Origin of the sequence: Pseudoalteromonas gelatinilytica, assembly GCF_001641615.1 — a bacterium.
In the GTDB taxonomy this organism is placed as follows: domain Bacteria; phylum Pseudomonadota; class Gammaproteobacteria; order Enterobacterales; family Alteromonadaceae; genus Pseudoalteromonas; species Pseudoalteromonas gelatinilytica.
On sequence record NZ_LRRU01000022.1, the window covers coordinates 231,419 to 250,378 of the forward strand.

Below are 18,960 nucleotides of genomic sequence, written 5' to 3' on the forward strand. Positions count from 1 at the left end.
ATGATCCCAGAACTCGGTTATTTTTCTTTAACACTGGCCATGGTGCTCAGTGTTTTACTGTGTATTTTTCCTTTGTGGGGGGCGCATACCGGCAATTTACGTTTAATGCGCGCAGCCCCATCACTGGCAATTGGTCAGTTCGTCTTTGTGCTTTTATCATTTGCAGCACTTATTTATGCCAGTTTAACCGATGACTTTACCGTTTCGTATGTTGCTTATCACTCAAGTAGCACCTTACCTTGGTACTACAAAATTACCTCGACATGGGGTGGCCATGAGGGAGCAATTTTACTTTGGTTAGTGATGCAAGCGGGTTGGACAGCGGTTGTTGCAATGCGCTCGCAATCATTACCTTGGGTTTTACGTGCCCGAGTACTCGGTGTACTAGGCTTTTTAGGCGTTGGCTTTATGCTTTACACCTTATTAATGTCGAGCCCATTTGAGCGCCTATTACCGTATTTCCCAGTTGAAGGTCGCGATTTAAATCCGTTATTGCAAGACCCTGGCATGATTATTCACCCGCCATTGCTTTATATGGGCTATGTGGGTTTATCTGTGTCGTTCTCATTTGCTATTGCGGCACTACTTACCGGAAAGCTTGATAATACCTGGGCTAAGTGGTCTCGTCCTTGGACAATGACTGCATGGGGCTTTTTAACACTCGGTATTACCATCGGTAGTTGGTGGGCATACTCAGAACTTGGCTGGGGTGGCTGGTGGTTCTGGGATCCAGTTGAAAACGCATCATTAATGCCATGGCTTGTGGCAACCGCATTGTTGCACTCATTATCAACCACCGAAAAGCGTGGTGTCTTTAAGTCTTGGACGGTATTACTCGCTATTGCAGCATTCTCTTTGAGCTTACTGGGTACCTTTATTGTGCGCTCGGGTATCATTGTATCTGTGCATGCATTTGCCTCAGATCCTAATCGCGGTATGTTTATTTTAGCTTTCTTAGCCATTGTTGTGGGTGGTGGTTTATCGCTTTATGCACTGCGTGTATCACAGGTGAAAAGTGAAGGCCGTTATAAGTTTGCTTCGCGTGAAGTTGCGCTTTGGCTAAATAATATTTTCTTAGTTGTGGCAACGCTAATTGTATTGTTGGGTACATTATTGCCAATGATCCACAAAGAACTTGGCTTAGGCAGTATCTCGATTGGTGAACCATTCTTCAACAAGATGTTTGCGATTCTACTGGTTCCGTTTGCCATTTTAATGGGCATGGGCCCGCTATTACGCTGGAAACAAAATAAATGGTCGATGCTGCAAAATAAATTTGCACTCTCGGCCTTCGTAAGCCTAGTAGCAACAGCAGCGTGGTTATATTCAAGCTACGATGTGATTGCACCTATTACCTTTATTGCAACAACATTAGCGGTATGGATTTTTGTTACTACTTTGGTTGATTTAGCGGCAAAAGTAACTATTCATAGCTCGCTTGGCGAAGGCTTTAAACGATTAGGGTTAAGTTATTGGGCGATGGTTTTAGGTCACATTGGTTTAGCATTTGTGATTGCTGGCGTAACGCTAACCTCTGCTTACTCAGTTGAGCGTGATGTATCAATGAAGCCAGGCGAAACCGTGGCATTAAATGAATACCAGTACCGCTTTGATGGTGTTAAAACAATTCGTGGTGCTAACTATAGCGGCCATGCTGGTGTTGTCACCGTACTGAAAAACGATAAACAAGTAACCGTGTTACACGCTGAGAAACGTCGTTATGACATCGGTATGCAATTTATGACAGAAGCCGCTGTGGATGCTGGTTTTACACGTGACTTGTATTTAGCACTGGGCGAGCAATTAAGCCAAGGTGCGTGGTCGTTACGTATTTACCATAAACCGTATGTTCGTTGGATGTGGCTCGGTGGTATTTTAATTTCATTGGCTGGCTTTTTAGTGCTTGGTGATAAACGCTATCGCCAAAAATCGACTAAGCAGGAGGCATCAGCATGAACCGTAAACTACTCGCGCTAGCACCGTTACTGGTTTTTGTTTTACTGTGTGTGTTTTTATACCAAGGTTTGTTTGCTAATCCGCGTGAGCTACAAACAGGGCGTATTGGACACGCGATGCCTGCATTCAATTTGCCCGATTTGATGGATGAGTCAAAACGTTGGACAGATGCCGACTTAAAGGGTGAAGTGTACCTACTTAATGTGTGGGGCACATGGTGCCCGACCTGTTTAGCTGAGTTAGGTTACTTGACTGAGCTAAGAGAGCAGGGTGTTAAGATTGTTGGCTTATACTACGAGCAAGGCTACGACCCAGACTTTGATGGCCAGTTTGATATTAACGCACTACGCGAAGATGTCACCAGTATGCTTAATCGTGCTGGCGACCCGTATCAATTCAATATCTTAGATTTAAAACGCACATTAGCCCTTGATTTAGGGGTGTCTGGCGCGCCAGAAACCTTCTTAGTTGATAAGCAAGGCACCATTTTGCTGCACCATACCGGTGATATTAACCCACGTGTATGGCGAGCTAAATTCGCACCGTTAATGCAGGAGCTACAGTAATGAGACTCGTGATTTTTTTAGCAAGTTTGCTTATCACGTTTAGCGCATTTGCAGAGCAAGACAAATATCAATTTGATGATAAAGAGCAGGCCGTACGTTTCAGTGAGCTTACCAAAGAGCTGCGTTGTCCTAAATGTCAAAACCAAAACATTGCCGACTCAGACGCGGTTGTAGCCAAAGACTTGCGCGATAAAGTGTTGGCGCTGGTGAAAGATGGTAAAAGCAAAGATGAAGTCATTGATTATATGATTGACCGTTATGGCTACTTTGTACATTACGACCCACCTGTAACGCCAGCAACGTTAGTGTTATGGGTATTGCCAGTATTGATTGTGGTACTTGGCTTTGGCTTTATCGTTTTACGCCAACGTAAGGCATCAGTAAAACAAACATGGACAGAGCAAGACGAAGCGTTACTTGCAAAGTTAATTGAACAAAATCAACGTCAGGAGCAAAGCTAGATGGCATTAATGTGGGCTTCTTTTGTTTTACTCACACTGATTGCATTGCTATTTGTTGTCGTACCGTTTTTTAAACGCGAACGTATTCAACGCCTTGATCACAATGCAAACTCGGAATTAATCCGAATTTATCATCAACGTTTAGATGAGCTTAAAACTGAACTAGATAACCAACGTATTGATGCACAAATGTACGATGAGTCAGTTATCGAACAAAAGCGTCGTTTGCTCAATGAGTTGTCTCCAGAAAAAGCGTTAAACAGTAAAGGTAATAACCGTATTTTTGCACTTACTGGCGCAGGCTTTTTAATTGTTTTAACAGCCATCTTTTATGGTTATACGGGTAGCCAGCAGCAAATTAAAGGCTGGCATGACGCGATGGCAAATCTTAAGTCATATGGCGAGCGTGCCGTGATGCAAGAAGGTGAGCCGTTAACACCAAATGAGCTACAAGCGTTTGCGTTAGCACTGCGTACTAAGCTTGATCAAAGTGGTGATGACGAAGTGGCGTGGATGCTACTTGGTCGAGTTGCAATGTCATTAAATGAATTTGATATGGCAATGCAGTCATTTGATAAGGTTCTTAAAATGAACCCAGATAACAAGCAAGTGCTGATCAGCTACTCGCAAGTACTGTTAATGGAAGGCAGTGATGCGAATATGTCTCGTGCTGCGACGATGTTATCAAGAGTGTTAAAAGCCGAGCCAACTAATATTGATGCAATCTCATTATTAGCCTTGATTGCGTATGAACGTAAAGATTGGCTACAAGCTAAAACTGCATTTGAAGTATTGCTTGCAAGTATGCAGCAAAACGATCCGCGTTATAGCATGATTGCAGAGCGTATTGCTGAAATTGATGCCCACTTAAATAATGAGCAGCAAACAACGAATACAGAGTTAGCAAAAGCGTCAAACAGTGAAATTAGCATCACAGTTGATTTAGACCCGGCACTGGTTGATTCACAGCCACAAAACGGTACGTTATTTGTTTTTGCTAAAGCAGCCAGTGGCCCACAAATGCCATTGGCTGTGGTTAAAATGACCGAATACAGTTTTCCGCTAACCGTGACGTTAAGTGATACGAATGCCATGGTTGATGGCTTGAATCTATCGAGTGTAGATAAAATTATTTTAACTGCGCGTTTATCAAAAGATGCAACTGTGGTAACTTCTAGCGGCGAGTTGGAAGGCAAGTCGGATGTCTTAGAGCGTGCAAACGTTAAAGAATATTCGCTGCTAATTAATGAGTTAATACCGTAAGGATAGCCGATGTTTAGGCACAGTATATTTTTTATCTTTTTTGTAGTGCTTGCAGGATGCGCACAGATACCAGAAGAAAAAGTGGATGAACGAGATCCTCTGCAATCATTTAACCGTCCTATGTATGATTTTAATATGGACGTACTTGATGCGTATATTCTTCGCCCAGCAGCCGTTGGTTACATCACAGTAACCCCCGCACCGGTTAGACGCAGTATTGTTAATTTTACCGATAACATCACTGCACCGACTGACATGGTTAATGCTGGTTTACAGGGTAAACCGGGTAATATGGGCATTAGCTTTGCGCGTTTTTTAGTGAACTCGACGGTGGGCTTACTCGGCTTTTTTGATGTTGCTTCATCATTGGGTTTAGAAATCGTTGATGAGGACTTTGGTCAAACCCTCGGCGTATGGGGAGTGGGTGATGGTGCTTACTTAATGATCCCAGGTATGGGGCCAAGTACTGCACGAAACTTAACCGGTGATGTGGTCGATAACTTTGTGTTACCTGAAATCACCTTAACGACGCCACAGACTATATTGGTGTTTGCACTGAAAGCAGTTGAGGCACGTGCTTCATTAATGCCGCAAGAGAGCTTATTAAATGAGTCGCTTGACCCATATATCTTTATGAAGGATATCTACTTCCAGCGTCAATTGTATGAGCTATATGACGGCAATCCGCCAGTAGAAAAAGAGCCTGATGATTTTGATGAAGACTTTTTAGAGAATCTTTAAGATTATTCAACTCAAAAAAATGCCAGCAATTGCTGGCATTTTTTATATCTTTAAGCGAATTGGTATTAATCCCCAAACACACTCATTTGGTCATTAGACCAACTTAATGCATCGTGGTAAGCGTCTGGTACTTCTTCAGGCTTAAGACCCAACTGCTGTTGGATTTCTTTCGCTTTTTCCCAATCTGCTTGCTCATAAAATTTTACAAGGTTTAGATAGGTAGCGAGTAAGCCTTCACCTTTAAGCAGCGCATCTTTTATTTCGACGGTTAGCGGTAGCTTATTCATTACGCTTGGCATGTCTTCATCTAAGATAGCATCCATCAACGACATCATACCCGTTAAGAATGCCATACCTGTATCTCGCAATTTGCCGTGGCTGATTGCGAGTAATTCAGCAAACCGAGCACGGGTTAACGAAAGGCGAATAAGCTCAGCAGGTTTATCCGCTGAAACTTGAGCTGCAAATAGCAGCGACAAGAAACGTTTAATTTCTTCACTACCTAATACGATAAGTGCTTGTTTAATAGTACTGATTTCAGCGCGACGTTTAAAGGCCGCTGAGTTTGAGTAGCGTAGCAACTTATAAGACAAGTTAACGTCACGTTCAAACACCTCAGTGATTTTTCTGAGGTTTAAATCAATACTCGATGTTTCGTATAGAAGCTCGGCAAGAGCCATCTCAGAAGGTGGTAAAGTTTTACTTTGTACCATCTCAGGTTTCGAAAAGAAAAAGCCTTGAAAGTAGCTAAAGCCCATTTCTAGAGCCAGCTGATATTTCTCGTATGTTTCCACTTTTTCGGCAAGCAACTTGATATGCGGATGAGGTTTGATTGCCTCAATAACCGCTTCAATTGACTCTTGATCGCAGGTTAAAAAGTCAATTTTGATCATATCGATATACGGATAAAAATGACGCCAGACAGGTTGGTGTATGTAATCATCAAGTGCCAGTGTATAGCCTCGCTCTTTTAGATCTTTAACCAGCGCAAGTAAACGTTTACCAGGTTGAATAGTTTCAAGAATTTCGACAACGACTTGTTCTTTACCCAATAAAAGTGGGTAGCCTTTTTGGAGTGTCTCTAAAGTGAAATTAATGTACGCTGGTTTGTTATCCGTTAAATCTTCTAAACCAAAATTGAACTGACTACCTTCAATGAGTCGTGATGTTGCTTCATCGCCATCAATGTCTGGAAACACGTTATCTACGCCATCCCTAAACAGGAGTTCGTAGCCGACAAGTTTCTTTTCCTTATCTAAAATAGGTTGGCGTGCAGCGTAAAAATACATAGTCCTAGCATGTCCACTTCGGTTAATTCATTTATCCATGAGCAATATATGCCATTGTGCCTGAAATAGCATTAATTAAATGCGCGTATTTGAGGATAAATACTGATTTTGTTTTGATCTTAAGACTAGGATAAATTGTGATGAAATTCTATAACTTGCGATTAAATATCACATTTTTGTTATGAAAAGGTTGTAATTCTGTGCCATGTCACTCAACGGCTTGATTGGAGTTGTAGGGGGGAAGCGTGTTATAGTCATGGGTGATATCGGTTTTTACCCCAATAATGTCTTTAAATTAAATAACTTGCGAGTCATTATTCGGATTAAAAGCCAACATTAATCAATTATTGGAGGCTAATTTGGAAACAGGAATGATAATTTCGTTAGCATTGTACTTCATCGTTATGCTGGGGATTGGGCTATATGCTTATAAGCAATCCACAGATGATGTATCAGGTTATATGCTAGGTGGTCGTAATTTATCACCAAGTGTTGCAGCGCTTTCAGCTGGCGCGTCAGATATGAGTGGTTGGTTGCTGATGGGCCTACCTGGTGCAATGTACTTGTTTGGTTTAAGCAAAGTTTGGATTGCTATAGGTCTCGTATTAGGTGCTTGGGCTAACTACTTTTTAGTTGCACCTCGATTACGTGTGTACACAGAAAAAGCAAATGACTCAATCACCATTCCAGATTACTTCGCTAACCGCTTTGATGATAATAAAAATATACTGCGTGTTATTTCTGCGATTGTAATCATCGTTTTCTTTACCTTGTATACCTCATCAGGTGTTGTTGCTGGCGGCAAGTTATTCGAAAATTCATTTAATATGAGTTACGAGATGGGTCTGTACATTACAACGGGTGTTGTTGTTATTTACACCTTGTTTGGTGGCTTCTTAGCAGTGAGCCTTACAGACTTTGTACAAGGCTGTATCATGTTTATCTCGCTACTGGCAGTGCCGATTGCAACCTATACCATGCTTGATCAACCGTTTATGGATACCTTAGCAAATGCACGTTATGACTTACTGCTAAGCTCACCGAAAGACACTGAGATCCACGCCCTGAATATGATGGATTGGTTTGCCGGTGGCTCAACGATTGCCATTATCTCTGCTATGGCATGGGGCCTTGGTTATTTTGGTCAACCACACATTATTGTGCGTTTTATGTCGGTACGTTCTGTTAAAGATATGCCAACTATGCGTCGTGTGGGTATGTCGTGGATGACACTTTCAGCAATTGGTGCTGTATTAACAGGTCTTTTTGGTGCGGCATATATGCTTGAGAACCAAATGCCAATTGATGATAAAGAAACCATTTTCTTAGTGTTGTCTGAGCTAATCTTCCATCCTTTAATTGCAGGCTTCTTATTAGCAGCAATTTTAGCCGCCATTATGAGTACCATCTCGTCGCAGTTATTGGTGTGTTCAAGCTCACTTACAGAAGATTTTTATAAAATCTATTTAAACCGCAATGCATCACAAAAAGAGCTTGTTTTAGTCGGCCGTATCAGCGTAATGCTGGTAGCAATTCTTGCTATTTACCTCGCTTATGACCGTGATAGCTCGATTCTTGATTTGGTTAGTAATGCTTGGGCAGGTTTCGGTGCTGCATTTGGCCCATTAGTGCTGCTTAGTCTTTACTGGAAACGTATGAACTTGCAAGGTGCGATTAGCGGTATGGTGGTCGGTGCTGCAACAGTCCTGTTTTGGATTTACGCGCCAATTACTATTAATGGTCAAACGCTGAGTGCACTCCTTTATGAGATTGTCCCGGGCTTTGTTTTATCGACTATTGCAATTGTCGTAGTGAGCCTGATGACGGCTGTGCCGAAAAAAGAAATCACAGATTTATTTGATGAAGTTGAATCATCACTGTAATTTTTGATTGAGTACAAAAAAGGGCAACTGATGTTGCCCTTTTTTATGATCTAAATTTGCTTTTAGCTAGCCGCTTTTTCTTTTATATCTGATACGTTATCTGCAGATTTAGCTTTTTTAGGTTTCGGCTCTACTTCTTTAGCGCCTTTAAGCACCGCCATAAACTGATCTTTTTCTTTTGCCATTTCAAGTGCCAGCGATTCAATTTGTTGTTCGCTTAATGGTACATCCACTTTTTCAAGCATTAGTTCTAATGACTCAGCAATGTCGAGCATTTTGTCATACGCATCAGCTTCTTTTTTAGTAGTAAACGTCATGCGCTCGACTCCGTTTCTTTCTACAACATATTTAACAACAACAGCCATGATTTCTCCTGCATTTAAGCGTGGCATTTGCAGCGTAAAATCGCCACCTTGATTACTGTTTTTATATACAGTAATGCTTCGCGCTTTACTTTGCAAGTAGCAAGCGAAAATATTTATTCAGCAAATTTGACAATAATAGGGATATTAGCTTTATTTAAAATGTTACCCAAAGTTAAACACAAGCGATGGAGTGAGTGTTGGGTAACGGCTAATTATCTGTCCAAGATGGACATCATGGAGGAAATTATGAAACTACTATCAAGTATTTTACTTGCCACTAGTCTTACATTACTGCCAACGACACAGGCATCAGCCGACACACCAACCAAAGCAACACAAGTTAAAATGCAAAAGCTGAGTATTAATAAAGCCAGCATTGAGCAGTTAACTCAGTTACCAGGAATCGGTGAATCAAAAGCGAAGGCGATTGTTGAACATCGTACTAAGCAAGGTCCGTTTAAATCGGTTGAACAATTAAAAGAAGTAAAAGGAATTGGCGATAAGCTATTTGCTAAACTTGAGGGGAAAATTACATTATAAACAGCAGGCTATACACCTAAACAGGGCGTTATTCGCCCTGTTTAAATTCATCGATAGCTTTGTCTAAATGCGCTAACGCGAACATGTTTTCGATAGGTGTTGTGATAAGAGGGTAACTTAAACCTGCTAACAACAACCAAGGGATGAGCATCCAGCCTTCAAAGTAAGCTAAACCTAAAAATAATGGTGCTAAAAAGGCAAGCTTGCACACCGATAAAATAATTTTTTTGCTCGGGCTTAAATGAGCCAAAGCAAGGGCAATAATTTGCTGGCGTTGCCTTACTTTAAATGCTTTTAAAGCGGGGATTTGACTAGTAAAAAAATAAATCATTACAGCGACTTTTTGCTCACTAAACGGCTAACTACTACGGCTATAAATACCACTGAAAACGCCGCAAAAATAACTTCCATCCAAGCCGGCATACTCATAGAAGCAAACTGCCAATCGATATTGCCGCAATCACCTGTGGCTGCAAAGAAGCTAGGGATCCACTCATGCAGTGGCATAAAGCTTGGGAAGTTAGGTTCAAATGCACAACTAAATGCAAAAGGGTCGGTATTGTTTTGCATTGCAATATGTTCTTTAGCAATAAAGTAACCCCAAATTGCAGAGACACCCCAAGTGGCAAATGCAACGAGTCGAAGAACCATATTTTGTGGGTTAATCGCACCGATAACACCCGCAGCAAGTAAGCCTAGAACAGCAGTACGTTGATAAATACACATAATGCAGGGTTCAAGCCCCATGTTGTATTGGAAAAATAACGCGGTGACTTCGAAAGCGAGGGAGATAAAGGCTAATAATAACCAAGGTGTTCTTTTAGTTGCTAATTCTGCTAACCAATTCATGAAAGATCCAATGTCTAATTGTTTTCAAGATTATGCTTAGACAGGGCAGTGGGTGCAAGTATCTAAGATGAAATTATACGAAAAAGGAGCCAACCAGCTCCTTTTCATTCATCTTATCTAGGCTGCCTATTACACACTAACAGCTTGCAAAGACTCACTTTGATAACAGCCTAATACACGTGTGTACTGGGTGTGTTCTTTCAACTCTTCAAGCGCTTGCTTAACATGTAAGTCATCTAGGTTTGCTTCAAGGTCAACATAAAACACTTCTTCCCATGGGTTACCTGGAACTGGGCGAGATTCTAATTTTACTAGGTTGATTTGATGATGCTTAAAGATCATTAAGGCATCAGCCAACGAACCTGCTTGTTGTTTGGTGGCCATAATTAAACTGGTTTTAGTTGGAATTTGCTTTGATACTTGCAGCGGTTTACGTGCGACAACAATGAAACGGCTGTGGTTTTCGCTTTGGTTTGCAAGGCCTGACTTAACGACTTCTAATCCTACGTTTTTACCTGCTTGCGCTGAACCGATAGCGGCGCTATTTGCCGTTTCTACCGCTGATTGTAATGCATGGAAAGTTGAATCACAGGTTTCATGTTGAATATCACCTAAACCCTGAATGAAGCGGCTACATTGAGCAAACGGCTGTGGGTGAGCAAAGATTTTATTAATATGAGAAAGCTCAGTCCCTGGCATTGCTAATAAACAGTGTTCAACGCTGTGAGTTACTTCACCAACGATTGAAACTTGCGCATGTTGTAATAAATCGAAAACTTCATTGATACTTCCTGAGCTGGTGTTTTCAATTGGTAGTAAGCCAAAATCAGCTTGGCCACTTTCAACCTTACCAGTGATTTGTTCAAAGCTTGAGCAGCCCATTTCAATGACTTTGCCAGGGCGGCGGCTGAAATATTTATGACAGGCTAATTGGCTATAAGAGCCTTGACCACCTAAATAAGCAACGCGGTGCGTTTCGCTCATCGCTTCTGGGTTAAGATTCTTTTGTAGCATGGCTTGTTGGTTTAAAACCGAATCTTCAAGAATGGTTTGGAACACATTATTAATGTAGTACGCATCCAGTCCTAGCGACTTACCATAATTGATAAGCTTTTCGAGTAATGCTTGTTCGCGAGCTTCATCGCGGATTGGTTTGTTATTAGCAATTTTATATTCAACTACGCTGTGGCTAATACGGCGTCTTTTAGCCAGTAACACTAGTAAGTCGGAATCTATTTCATTAATATCGTGTCGTAACGCATTTAATGTATCAATGCTCATGTTGGTTTCCTCATTCCAAAACAGTGCACAAACAAAAAAGCCTCCCAAGTGGGAGGCTTTAGCTATTCGGTGAATTTATCTCGCAAACAGTTAAGCCTCCTCTATCTAAAGAAGCTAAAAAACGAAAAGTAAGTGCGAGAGATAATTTGTTTCATTGGATTAATGTAAAAACACTTGTACGTAAAGTCAACCGCCGATCGCAGCTAATTTAGAAAACATAGGTGTTTACTCAGAAAATTCATTTATATTTATAAAAAATTTATAAATATAAAAATGATTCTGGTATATTTGTTTTTGCACAATAAATAATAACAATTATTAATAAGGTAGTCCTGTGGTGTATCGACGACCGCCATCACGTTTTGGTGTGAATTCATTAAGTATGAAATTGTCGCTGCTGATCTCTGCGATCTGTTTGATTGCGGGTATATGTGCTGCGGCTTTGATGCTTAAATCTGAAGAAAAACAGCTTGTTTTTGAAGAGCATGAGCTTTTAAAGCACTCTAGTGAACGCTTGAGTCGTCAGTTTAACCGCTTGATTAAAACCAAAATCAATATTGCTGAGCAGGCGAATAACGTCGTAAGCAGCCAACTCCTTCACAACGAATCGCATTTACAAAGTAAACGCAGCGCAGAACTCAAATTTGCCCTCGATGGCAGTATTCGTAGTACCTCAGAAGATGGCTTATCGGCTGCGTTTCTCCCTCAAGATAAATATTCTGAATTTTATAAACAGCTTATAAACGATTCTGAGTCACTCTGGAAAATCGTTTCACCGACCTTAATTCAAGATTTCTTTAATTTTTACCTTGTCACCAAAGATAACTTTATTCGTATCGCACCACCTAACTGGGCACTCAATGTACCTGGTAGTTTTGATTTTACCAAAGGCGAGACATTTAATTATGCTCAAGCTGCGACTAATCCAAGCCGAGAAGCGGTGTGGTCAAAAGTGTATTACGACACTATTTGGCATAAGTGGGTGGTTAGTGTGCTTGTGCCAATCTACCTTGATAACGAATTTTTTGGTGTCACGGGCAGTGATATCGCGCTTGAAACCTTATTGGCACAGCTGCCTATTGGTGACCGAGAGCAGCATTTGTTGGTGTTCGATGCAAAAGGTCAGCTATTAGCTCACCCAGATTTAGATAAAACAACGCTTGAGCAATATGGTCGTGAAGGTAAAAAATTACTGACCGAAGATTTTGTAAACCCTGATCTGCAAAAACTCGTGTCTGAAACCATTCGTTTAAAGTTACCTGAGTCGGCAAATTCATTCGTACAAGATGGTGAAACCCACATTATCAATATCCGTAAAGTGGAAAACCTCAATTGGTATATTGGTATCTATAAAAAGCGCTCGTCGGCACTTTCAGCCCTTGAAGAGCTAAAAGTAAAATTCTTCGGCTTGTTTATCTTGTACGCTATTTTAGTTGCCTTGTTATTGCATCAAGCACTTTATCAACTGGTACTGCGTCGTATTCATTCATTGGTTAATGCCGTAGTTAGTTTTGGCAAAGGGCAATTGCAAACTGAGTTTCCAAAGGCCAATAAAGATGAAATTGGCACGCTAAATGGCTCATTTAGAGATATGGCTATTGAAATTCGAAAGTTGATTGATGGCTTGAACCAGCGCATTAGTGAAAAAGAAATTGCTGAAAAAGCGGCGAATCGCTTATCTAAAGCTGTGGCTTTCTCTGGCACCGGTGTGGTGATCACCAATCAAGATTTTGAGATCAAATACGTGAACCCGAAAATGGTTGAAATGACCGGTTTTGAGGAGCGTCACTTTATTGGCTCACCATTGATGAACATTATCTCGCAGGAAATGGCGATTTTGGTCGATGACATTGATATCGACTTACGCAGCCGAAATTACTGGCGCGGGGATACCTTATTACAAGCCAATGAACGTCAATCTGTTTGGGTTTCGCTAAGTATTTCACCAATTCGTGAAGATGGTGGTGAGATCACCAGTTACGTGGCATCAGCTCAAGATATTTCGTTCGTAAAAGAAAGTCAGCGTAAGATGGAGCAACTGGCTTACTTTGATACCTTAACTGGGCTTGCTAACCGAACTTTCTTCAGAATGCAGCTGCGTAAATCAATGGCACTTGCTGAACGTGGTCATTATGCATTTGCTTTATTCTATTTTGACTTAGATGAATTTAAACGTATCAACGATACGCTAGGGCATGATGCAGGCGATCAATTGTTAGTTGAAGTAGCCAACCGTTTGAAAAAGCGTTTGCGTACCGAAGATACAATAGCGCGGTTAGGCGGCGATGAATTCGCGGTCCTGTTAAGCGGTATTGAGCATCAAACTCATGCTATGGAAGTGGCGAATACGATTCAGCGCACGCTTAATGAACCAATCAAATTAGGCAACAATGAAGTGATCATCAGTGCCAGTATTGGTATCACGATGGCACCGTTTGATAGCCAAGAAGAAGATCAGCTACTTAAACATGCTGACCTTGCTATGTATGAAGCAAAAGCGAAAGGGCGCAATACCTTCCACTTCTATAGCCAAGAACTTAATGCCGCAGCAAACGAGCGCTTATTTATTGAAAATGAGTTACGTACGGGTATCCGCGAAGGGCAGTTTAGAGTTTATTATCAACCACAAGTTGATTGTCGCAATAATCAGGTCGTTGGCTACGAAGCGCTTATTCGCTGGTTCCACCCAAATGAAGGGATGATCCCACCGACTAAGTTTATTCCTATTGCTGAAGCAACCGGCTTAATTGTTGAGTTAGGTGCGTGGATCTTGCAAGAAGCGTGTGAGTTTGCAGCGCGTCTAGCAAGCCAAGACTTAAAGAATAATATTTCAATCAATCTATCGGCACGTCAATTTAAAGATGCGAACTTGGTGTCGACACTTGATAAAATCATCAAGCAAACCGGGGTTGAGCCTAAGCGCTTACACCTTGAATTAACTGAAAGTATGCTAATGGGGCATGTTGAAGCTGCGATTTTACAACTGCATCAGTTAAAAGCGTTGGGCGTATCAATTTCAATTGATGACTTTGGTACTGGCTACTCGTCACTGAGTTACCTAAAACGTTTCCCTGTTGATATTTTGAAAGTTGACCGCTCGTTTGTGAAAGATATTCCACAAGACAGTAATGATATGGAAATTACCGCTGCGATTATTGCTATGGCACAAAAGCTGAAGCTTAATGTTGTTGCTGAAGGGGTAGAAACCATTGAGCAGATTGAGTTTTTACAAAACAATAATTGCTATATCGTGCAGGGTTTCTATTACAGCCCACCGGTGTCTGAAGATGAACTGCCAGCGCTATTTGAGCGCTTAAAATTAAAGAACTAAAAAGGGGGGGCGATTAGCCCCCTGCAATTTTTACTTTAAATTTTAACCCTTCGAGAATCGCTTTTAACTTATCCCTGTCATCACCCTGAACCTCGATGATACCTTCTTTGACTGCACCACCTTGGCCCATTTTACTTTTAATGGTTTTGGCTAATTTTTTTAAGTCGTGCTGCTCGCTGTCGATACCAACAACTAACATCACGCCCTTACCTTTGCGTCCTTTGGTTTGACGTTCAATGCGTAAAAAGCCGTCTTTAAAAACTTTACCTTGGCTTGGTTTACTTTCTTTAGGTTGCTCAATGCGACCCGTTGCAGTTGAATAAACTAGATTGTTATCGCTCATGGTAGATCTCGTTATAGAAGCTTGGCTAAATGATAACAAATTTCATCCTAAGTGTTTTAATTTTTGGCTTATTTGTTTTAAGCGGTTATATTTAGTTAAGTATCAGGAAAGATTTGTTTATTAGGAGTTTATTATGAGTTTAACGCGCAGCACTTCTGCTGATGGCGCTATATTAACTGTACAAATCAAAGGAAAATTTGATTTTAATTTGGTGCAATCTTTTCGTCAGGCGTATGCCGATCTCAACGACAATATCGATAAAGTGGTTATAGACCTTAGAGAAACAGATTACATGGACAGCTCAGCGTTAGGCATGTTGCTGAACATGAAAAAAAACCTAACAGGCAAGGTTGAAACAATTCAAATTAGTAACTGCCAACCGCAACTGAAAAAAATCCTGCAAATCTCACGTTTTGATAAAAAGTTCGATATTGATTGATGCTTAATATTCTGGTTGTAGACGATCTTGCCTTAAATCGTCGCTTATTAACCGTGATGTTAGAGCAGCAGGGCTACCGTGTTTATACCGCTGAGAACGGTCTTGTTGCTTTAAATCTGCTCGAAGAACACACCATTGATATTGTGTTACTCGATGTCATTATGCCTGTGATGGACGGCTTTGAAACCGCAGCGATTATCAAAGAGCGCTTTAGCCAAGTTTACTTACCGATTATTTTTATTACCTCATTAGAAGACGAAGCGAGCTTTGAGCGTTGTTTAGCGGTTGGTGGTGATGACTTTTTGCATAAGCCGTTTCAAGAAGTGATTCTTAACGCGAAAATTAAAGCGCATAGCCGGATCAGAAATTTAAGCCAAAAGGCAAGAGAGCAAAATCTACAACTTGAATATCATCAAAATCAAGTCGAACGCGAACATGAAATAGTCGAACATATTTTTAATAATGCTCTTGAGAACCAACAATCTTTTCCTAAGCATTTAGATTTTCATTTATCGCCTGCGGCTATGTTTAATGGCGATATGTTTTTGGTCGCACAAAGCCCATTAGGTAGCTTATATTGCATGCTTGGTGATTTTACTGGTCATGGTTTAGCCGCTGCAGTCGGAGCTCTCCCTGCTTCAAGAGTATTTTATACCATGGTGAGTAAGGGCATGTCTGTGAGTGATATTGCCGCAGAAATCAATTCAGTATTAGGTAAGTTATTACCAGGCCACATGTTTTGTGCTGCAACCATCATCGAGCTTAGCAGTACCGGAAAAAGTATCTCGGCATGGCTAGGGGGCTTACCCGATACCTATATCATCAACCAAAGCGGTGAAGTTATTCGTACCCTTGAATCTCAACACATGGCACTGGGTATTTTAGAAGAAGATGAATTCGAACGTGCACTTATTCATATTGAAGTAGAAGACACATGCCGTATTGTTATGGCAACCGATGGTATTATTGAAACGACTAGTCCACATGACGAGTACTTTGGTGAGCATCGCTTTAAAAAGGTGCTTGCTTCAAAACCGGCTATTTCTACTGAGCAAGTACTTGAACGAGTCAATAAATTTGCCCGTGGTAGTAAACAACAAGACGACTTGAGCCTCGTATTATTAAATTGCTTACCAATGCGCGAGCCTGAGCAAAAATCAGAGCCGCTATCCGCATTACCTTTTAATTTTTCTTTGAGTTTAAATTCAAAGCAAATCAAAAGCACCGATCCGGTGCTGGAAGTCGTTGATGTAATAAGCAAAGTAGCAGGGTTAAATGCACATCGCGCTAATATCTTTTTGATACTCTCAGAGGCCTACAATAATGCCTTAGACCACGGGGTGTTAGGCCTCGACTCAGAGGTAAAAAATCAAGAAGATGGCTTTTTAATTTATTATCAGCAGCGTGAAGAGGCACTCGCAAATTTAACCGATGCCTTAATTATTATTGATATTCGCTATTGCCCAGAAGAACTTGCTTTATATTTTACTGTTTGCGACTCAGGAAATGGTTTTAGCAAAGAACAGGCAAATCAACAAAGCCTTGCAAGAGAGCATGGTAGAGGCTTGTGTTTGCTTGGGGAAGTAGCTTCAAAAGTGACCTTCAATAGTGCAGGCAACCAAGTCGAAATTTATTATCAATTAACAGCAAGCAGTACTAGCTCACACTAAAATCGCATGTTATCATTCTGGCATTATAGATGTTTGGATGGCTAAATGATTTCTAACTACTTATCGACAGCTCAGCTTGAATTACCAGAAAATTTGGTTGCTGAGCAATTATCAAACCTTGAACATTATCTTGCAGAGTCAGCTTTACCAGCAGTGCGTTGGGAGTATCAAATTCCTGAGCTAGGCGAGGGTGGTGCATGTAGCTTATTTGGTTACTTACAAGATGAACCATTCAAATTAAACGAGTATGTTGCTGCTGATACAACGAATACAGAAAAGTTAGCGAAGCTTCAGCAAATTATCGATTTTGTTGTTGCTCAGACTCACGTTGATTGGTTCGGCATTTATCAAGCAACAGAGACAGAGGAAGGTCGTCAGTTACTAAAATTGGTTTATCACGGTGCACCGAGTCGTCCTTTATTCCCGCTTACTGAAGCGTTTGCTAAAGGCAGTAACAATGTTCAAGTTGCGCTTTCTAAGCAAGGCCGCGTGATTAATAACGTAGCCGATTACCTTGCACAAGGTGGTGAGTATTATACCTGCGATCCTAAAGTGAAAGCAGAGACGTGCTTACCACTGTTGTCAGACAAAAATGAATGCTTAGGTATTATAGATGCAGAAGCATTTAATAATGATTTCTTTGATCAGCAAACCCTTGCATTACTTGTGGCTTGTTGTATTAAAATTCCTCAACTCTTGGTCTAATTTAACTAGTAATCAGGCTGGGTTTTTATGTTAAGCTAGTGGCAACGCTAACCCCTATAAAAAGAGATAGTCAATGTTCTCAGAATTAAAACCATTACCAACAGATCCTATTCTTGGCCTAATGGCGGCCTTTAAACAAGATACAAACCCAAAGAAAATCGATTTGGGTGTAGGTGTTTATAAGGATGAGCAAGGCAATACGCCGGTATTAAAAGCGGTTAAAAAAGCGGAAGCGTTTCGTTTAGAAAACGAAACCAGTAAATCGTACATTGGCTTGGCAGGTAACCTAGATTACTGTCAAAAAATGGAAAACTTATTACTGGGTGAGCATCCAGCACTTTTAGCTAACCGTGTTCGCACTGCACAAGCACCAGGTGGTACAGGTGCATTACGTGTTGCAGCTGAATTCATCAAGCGTTGCAACAAAGATGCGACTGTATGGGTAACTACGCCAACGTGGGCAAACCACATTAGCTTATTTGAAGCGGCAGGCTTAACAGTAAAAGAATACCCTTACTACGATTACGAAAATAAAGACCTTTTATTTGATGACATGATTAACACCCTTAAGCAAGTACCTAAAGGTGATGTTGTGTTATTCCACGCATGTTGTCATAACCCAAGCGGTATGGATTTAAACGCTGAGCAATGGAGCACAGTTGCTGATCTTGCTGTTGAAGTTGGTTTCACGCCACTGGTTGATATTGCTTACCAAGGTTTTGGTTCAAGCCTTGAAGAAGACGCAGCGGGTCTTCGTAAATTAGCAGCAGCGGTTGATGAGTTAATCATCTGTTCTTCTTGCTCGAAAAACTTCGGTTTATACCGCGAGCGTATCGGTGCATGTTCAATCATTGCTAAAGATGCAGCAACTGCTGATATCTCTAACTCAGTATTATTAAGCGTTGTACGTAGCATCTACTCAATGCCGCCTGCACACGGTGCTGACATTGTTAGCACTATTTTAGGCAGCACTGAGCTGACGCAAATGTGGCATGACGAGCTTGATGAAATGCGTAACCGTATTAATGGTTTACGTACTTTAATCAAAGAAAGCTTAGCAGCAAAAGGCATTGACCAAGATTTCTCATTTATTGACCGTCAAAATGGTATGTTCTCATTCCTAGGTATTAATAAAGAGCAAATCGAACGCTTACAAAAAGAGTACTCAATCTACATTGTTGGTTCTAGCCGTGTAAACGTAGCGGGTATCAGTGATGCAAACATTGATTACTTTGCAAATGCAGTAGCAGACGTTTGTAAGTAACCTGCTTTATAGCG

The 18,960-nt window shown here is 41.0% G+C and carries 18 protein-coding genes; 12 read left to right on the plus strand and 6 right to left on the minus strand.

Annotation, left to right across the window (positions count from 1 at the left end):
- Genes NH153_RS18360 through NH153_RS18380 form a run of 5 tightly spaced genes read left to right on the plus strand, consistent with a single transcriptional unit; the run spans position 1 to position 4,987 of the window.
- Positions 1–1,956, plus strand: coding sequence for a heme lyase CcmF/NrfE family subunit (locus NH153_RS18360; RefSeq protein ID WP_063706640.1), 1,956 nt, complete (start codon positions 1–3; stop codon positions 1,954–1,956).
- On the plus strand, positions 1,953–2,522 hold the full coding sequence (locus tag NH153_RS18365) for a DsbE family thiol:disulfide interchange protein (RefSeq protein WP_063706642.1): 570 nt from the start codon (positions 1,953–1,955) through the stop codon (positions 2,520–2,522). The genes NH153_RS18360 and NH153_RS18365 overlap by 4 nt, the downstream gene beginning before the upstream one ends.
- Entirely contained in the window at positions 2,522–2,983 is a 462-nt protein-coding gene (locus NH153_RS18370) for a cytochrome c-type biogenesis protein (RefSeq protein WP_063706644.1), read from the plus strand. The genes NH153_RS18365 and NH153_RS18370 overlap by 1 nt, the downstream gene beginning before the upstream one ends.
- Positions 2,984–4,246 carry a c-type cytochrome biogenesis protein CcmI gene (gene ccmI, locus NH153_RS18375; RefSeq protein ID WP_063706646.1) on the plus strand — a complete coding sequence of 421 codons (1,263 nt, stop codon included), beginning with the start codon at positions 2,984–2,986 and terminating at the stop codon, positions 4,244–4,246.
- Between the two features lie 9 nt (positions 4,247–4,255).
- A complete protein-coding gene (locus tag NH153_RS18380) occupies positions 4,256–4,987 on the plus strand; it encodes an MlaA family lipoprotein (protein ID WP_063706648.1) in 732 nt (243 codons plus the stop codon).
- A 65-nt stretch (positions 4,988–5,052) separates the two neighbouring features.
- Here NH153_RS18380 and NH153_RS18385 read toward each other — a convergent pair whose 3' ends face one another.
- Positions 5,053–6,276, minus strand: coding sequence for an EAL and HDOD domain-containing protein (locus NH153_RS18385; RefSeq protein WP_063706650.1), 1,224 nt, complete (start codon positions 6,274–6,276; stop codon positions 5,053–5,055).
- A gap of 371 nt (positions 6,277–6,647) precedes the next feature.
- Here NH153_RS18385 and putP point away from each other — a divergent pair, with 371 nt between their 5' ends.
- Positions 6,648–8,159 carry a sodium/proline symporter PutP gene (gene putP / locus NH153_RS18390; protein ID WP_063706652.1) on the plus strand — a complete coding sequence of 504 codons (1,512 nt, stop codon included), beginning with the start codon at positions 6,648–6,650 and terminating at the stop codon, positions 8,157–8,159.
- A gap of 62 nt (positions 8,160–8,221) precedes the next feature.
- On the opposite strand, the gene NH153_RS18395 is transcribed toward putP, so the two are convergent.
- Positions 8,222–8,524 (minus strand): YebG family protein, encoded by a 303-nt coding sequence (locus NH153_RS18395; protein ID WP_063707201.1) that lies wholly within the window; start codon positions 8,522–8,524, stop codon positions 8,222–8,224.
- 246 nt (positions 8,525–8,770) lie between these two features.
- Here NH153_RS18395 and NH153_RS18400 point away from each other — a divergent pair, with 246 nt between their 5' ends.
- Positions 8,771–9,064 (plus strand): ComEA family DNA-binding protein, encoded by a 294-nt coding sequence (locus NH153_RS18400; protein WP_063706653.1) that lies wholly within the window; start codon positions 8,771–8,773, stop codon positions 9,062–9,064.
- Positions 9,065–9,092: 28 nt separating this feature from the next.
- Here the strand turns inward: NH153_RS18400 and NH153_RS18405 are convergent, their stop codons facing one another.
- From NH153_RS18405 to NH153_RS18415, 3 genes are all read right to left on the minus strand, one after another.
- On the minus strand, positions 9,093–9,395 hold the full coding sequence (locus tag NH153_RS18405; protein WP_063706654.1) for a DUF6170 family protein: 303 nt from the start codon (positions 9,393–9,395) through the stop codon (positions 9,093–9,095).
- A complete protein-coding gene (dsbB, locus tag NH153_RS18410) occupies positions 9,395–9,913 on the minus strand; it encodes a disulfide bond formation protein DsbB (RefSeq protein WP_063706656.1) in 519 nt (172 codons plus the stop codon). The genes NH153_RS18405 and dsbB overlap by 1 nt, the downstream gene beginning before the upstream one ends.
- A 129-nt stretch (positions 9,914–10,042) precedes the next feature.
- Entirely contained in the window at positions 10,043–11,194 is a 1,152-nt protein-coding gene (locus NH153_RS18415; RefSeq protein ID WP_063706658.1) for a chorismate mutase, read from the minus strand.
- Between the two features lie 334 nt (positions 11,195–11,528).
- Between NH153_RS18415 and NH153_RS18420 the strand changes: the two genes are divergently transcribed.
- Positions 11,529–14,525, plus strand: a complete 2,997-nt coding sequence (locus NH153_RS18420; protein ID WP_138624597.1) for a bifunctional diguanylate cyclase/phosphodiesterase — start codon at positions 11,529–11,531, stop codon at positions 14,523–14,525.
- Positions 14,526–14,538: 13 nt separating this feature from the next.
- Here the strand turns inward: NH153_RS18420 and NH153_RS18425 are convergent, their stop codons facing one another.
- Complete coding sequence (locus tag NH153_RS18425; RefSeq protein ID WP_063706660.1) at positions 14,539–14,868, minus strand: SUI1 family translation initiation factor; 330 nt, start codon at positions 14,866–14,868, stop codon at positions 14,539–14,541.
- Positions 14,869–15,001: 133 nt separating this feature from the next.
- On the opposite strand from NH153_RS18425, the gene NH153_RS18430 reads away from it, so the two are divergent.
- The 4 genes from NH153_RS18430 (at position 15,002) to NH153_RS18445 (ending at position 18,946) form a co-directional block, all read left to right on the plus strand.
- Positions 15,002–15,307, plus strand: a complete 306-nt coding sequence (locus NH153_RS18430; RefSeq protein ID WP_054562148.1) for an STAS domain-containing protein — start codon at positions 15,002–15,004, stop codon at positions 15,305–15,307.
- A complete protein-coding gene (locus tag NH153_RS18435; RefSeq protein WP_063706663.1) occupies positions 15,307–16,977 on the plus strand; it encodes an ATP-binding SpoIIE family protein phosphatase in 1,671 nt (556 codons plus the stop codon). Before NH153_RS18430 ends, NH153_RS18435 begins: the two co-directional genes overlap by 1 nt.
- 45 nt (positions 16,978–17,022) lie before the next feature.
- Positions 17,023–17,682 carry a GAF domain-containing protein gene (locus NH153_RS18440; protein ID WP_063706665.1) on the plus strand — a complete coding sequence of 220 codons (660 nt, stop codon included), beginning with the start codon at positions 17,023–17,025 and terminating at the stop codon, positions 17,680–17,682.
- 73 nt (positions 17,683–17,755) lie between these two features.
- Entirely contained in the window at positions 17,756–18,946 is a 1,191-nt protein-coding gene (locus NH153_RS18445) for an amino acid aminotransferase (protein ID WP_063706666.1), read from the plus strand.
- The last annotated feature ends 14 nt before the right edge of the window (positions 18,947–18,960 follow it).

Bases quoted from the DNA above. Each gene is read 5' to 3' on its own strand.
- NH153_RS18360 (WP_063706640.1), top strand. From the start codon at position 1: ATGATCCCAGAACTCGGTTATTTTTCTTTAACACTGGCCATGGTGCTC.
- NH153_RS18365 (WP_063706642.1), top strand. From the start codon at position 1,953: ATGAACCGTAAACTACTCGCGCTAGCACCGTTACTGGTTTTTGTTTTA.
- NH153_RS18370 (WP_063706644.1), top strand. From the start codon at position 2,522: ATGAGACTCGTGATTTTTTTAGCAAGTTTGCTTATCACGTTTAGCGCA.
- ccmI (WP_063706646.1), top strand. From the start codon at position 2,984: ATGGCATTAATGTGGGCTTCTTTTGTTTTACTCACACTGATTGCATTG.
- NH153_RS18380 (WP_063706648.1), top strand. From the start codon at position 4,256: ATGTTTAGGCACAGTATATTTTTTATCTTTTTTGTAGTGCTTGCAGGA.
- NH153_RS18385 (WP_063706650.1), bottom strand. From the start codon at position 6,276: ATGTATTTTTACGCTGCACGCCAACCTATTTTAGATAAGGAAAAGAAA.
- putP (WP_063706652.1), top strand. From the start codon at position 6,648: ATGATAATTTCGTTAGCATTGTACTTCATCGTTATGCTGGGGATTGGG.
- NH153_RS18395 (WP_063707201.1), bottom strand. From the start codon at position 8,524: ATGGCTGTTGTTGTTAAATATGTTGTAGAAAGAAACGGAGTCGAGCGC.
- NH153_RS18400 (WP_063706653.1), top strand. From the start codon at position 8,771: ATGAAACTACTATCAAGTATTTTACTTGCCACTAGTCTTACATTACTG.
- NH153_RS18405 (WP_063706654.1), bottom strand. From the start codon at position 9,395: ATGATTTATTTTTTTACTAGTCAAATCCCCGCTTTAAAAGCATTTAAA.
- dsbB (WP_063706656.1), bottom strand. From the start codon at position 9,913: ATGAATTGGTTAGCAGAATTAGCAACTAAAAGAACACCTTGGTTATTA.
- NH153_RS18415 (WP_063706658.1), bottom strand. From the start codon at position 11,194: ATGAGCATTGATACATTAAATGCGTTACGACACGATATTAATGAAATA.
- NH153_RS18425 (WP_063706660.1), bottom strand. From the start codon at position 14,868: ATGAGCGATAACAATCTAGTTTATTCAACTGCAACGGGTCGCATTGAG.
- NH153_RS18430 (WP_054562148.1), top strand. From the start codon at position 15,002: ATGAGTTTAACGCGCAGCACTTCTGCTGATGGCGCTATATTAACTGTA.
- NH153_RS18435 (WP_063706663.1), top strand. From the start codon at position 15,307: ATGCTTAATATTCTGGTTGTAGACGATCTTGCCTTAAATCGTCGCTTA.
- NH153_RS18440 (WP_063706665.1), top strand. From the start codon at position 17,023: ATGATTTCTAACTACTTATCGACAGCTCAGCTTGAATTACCAGAAAAT.
- NH153_RS18445 (WP_063706666.1), top strand. From the start codon at position 17,756: ATGTTCTCAGAATTAAAACCATTACCAACAGATCCTATTCTTGGCCTA.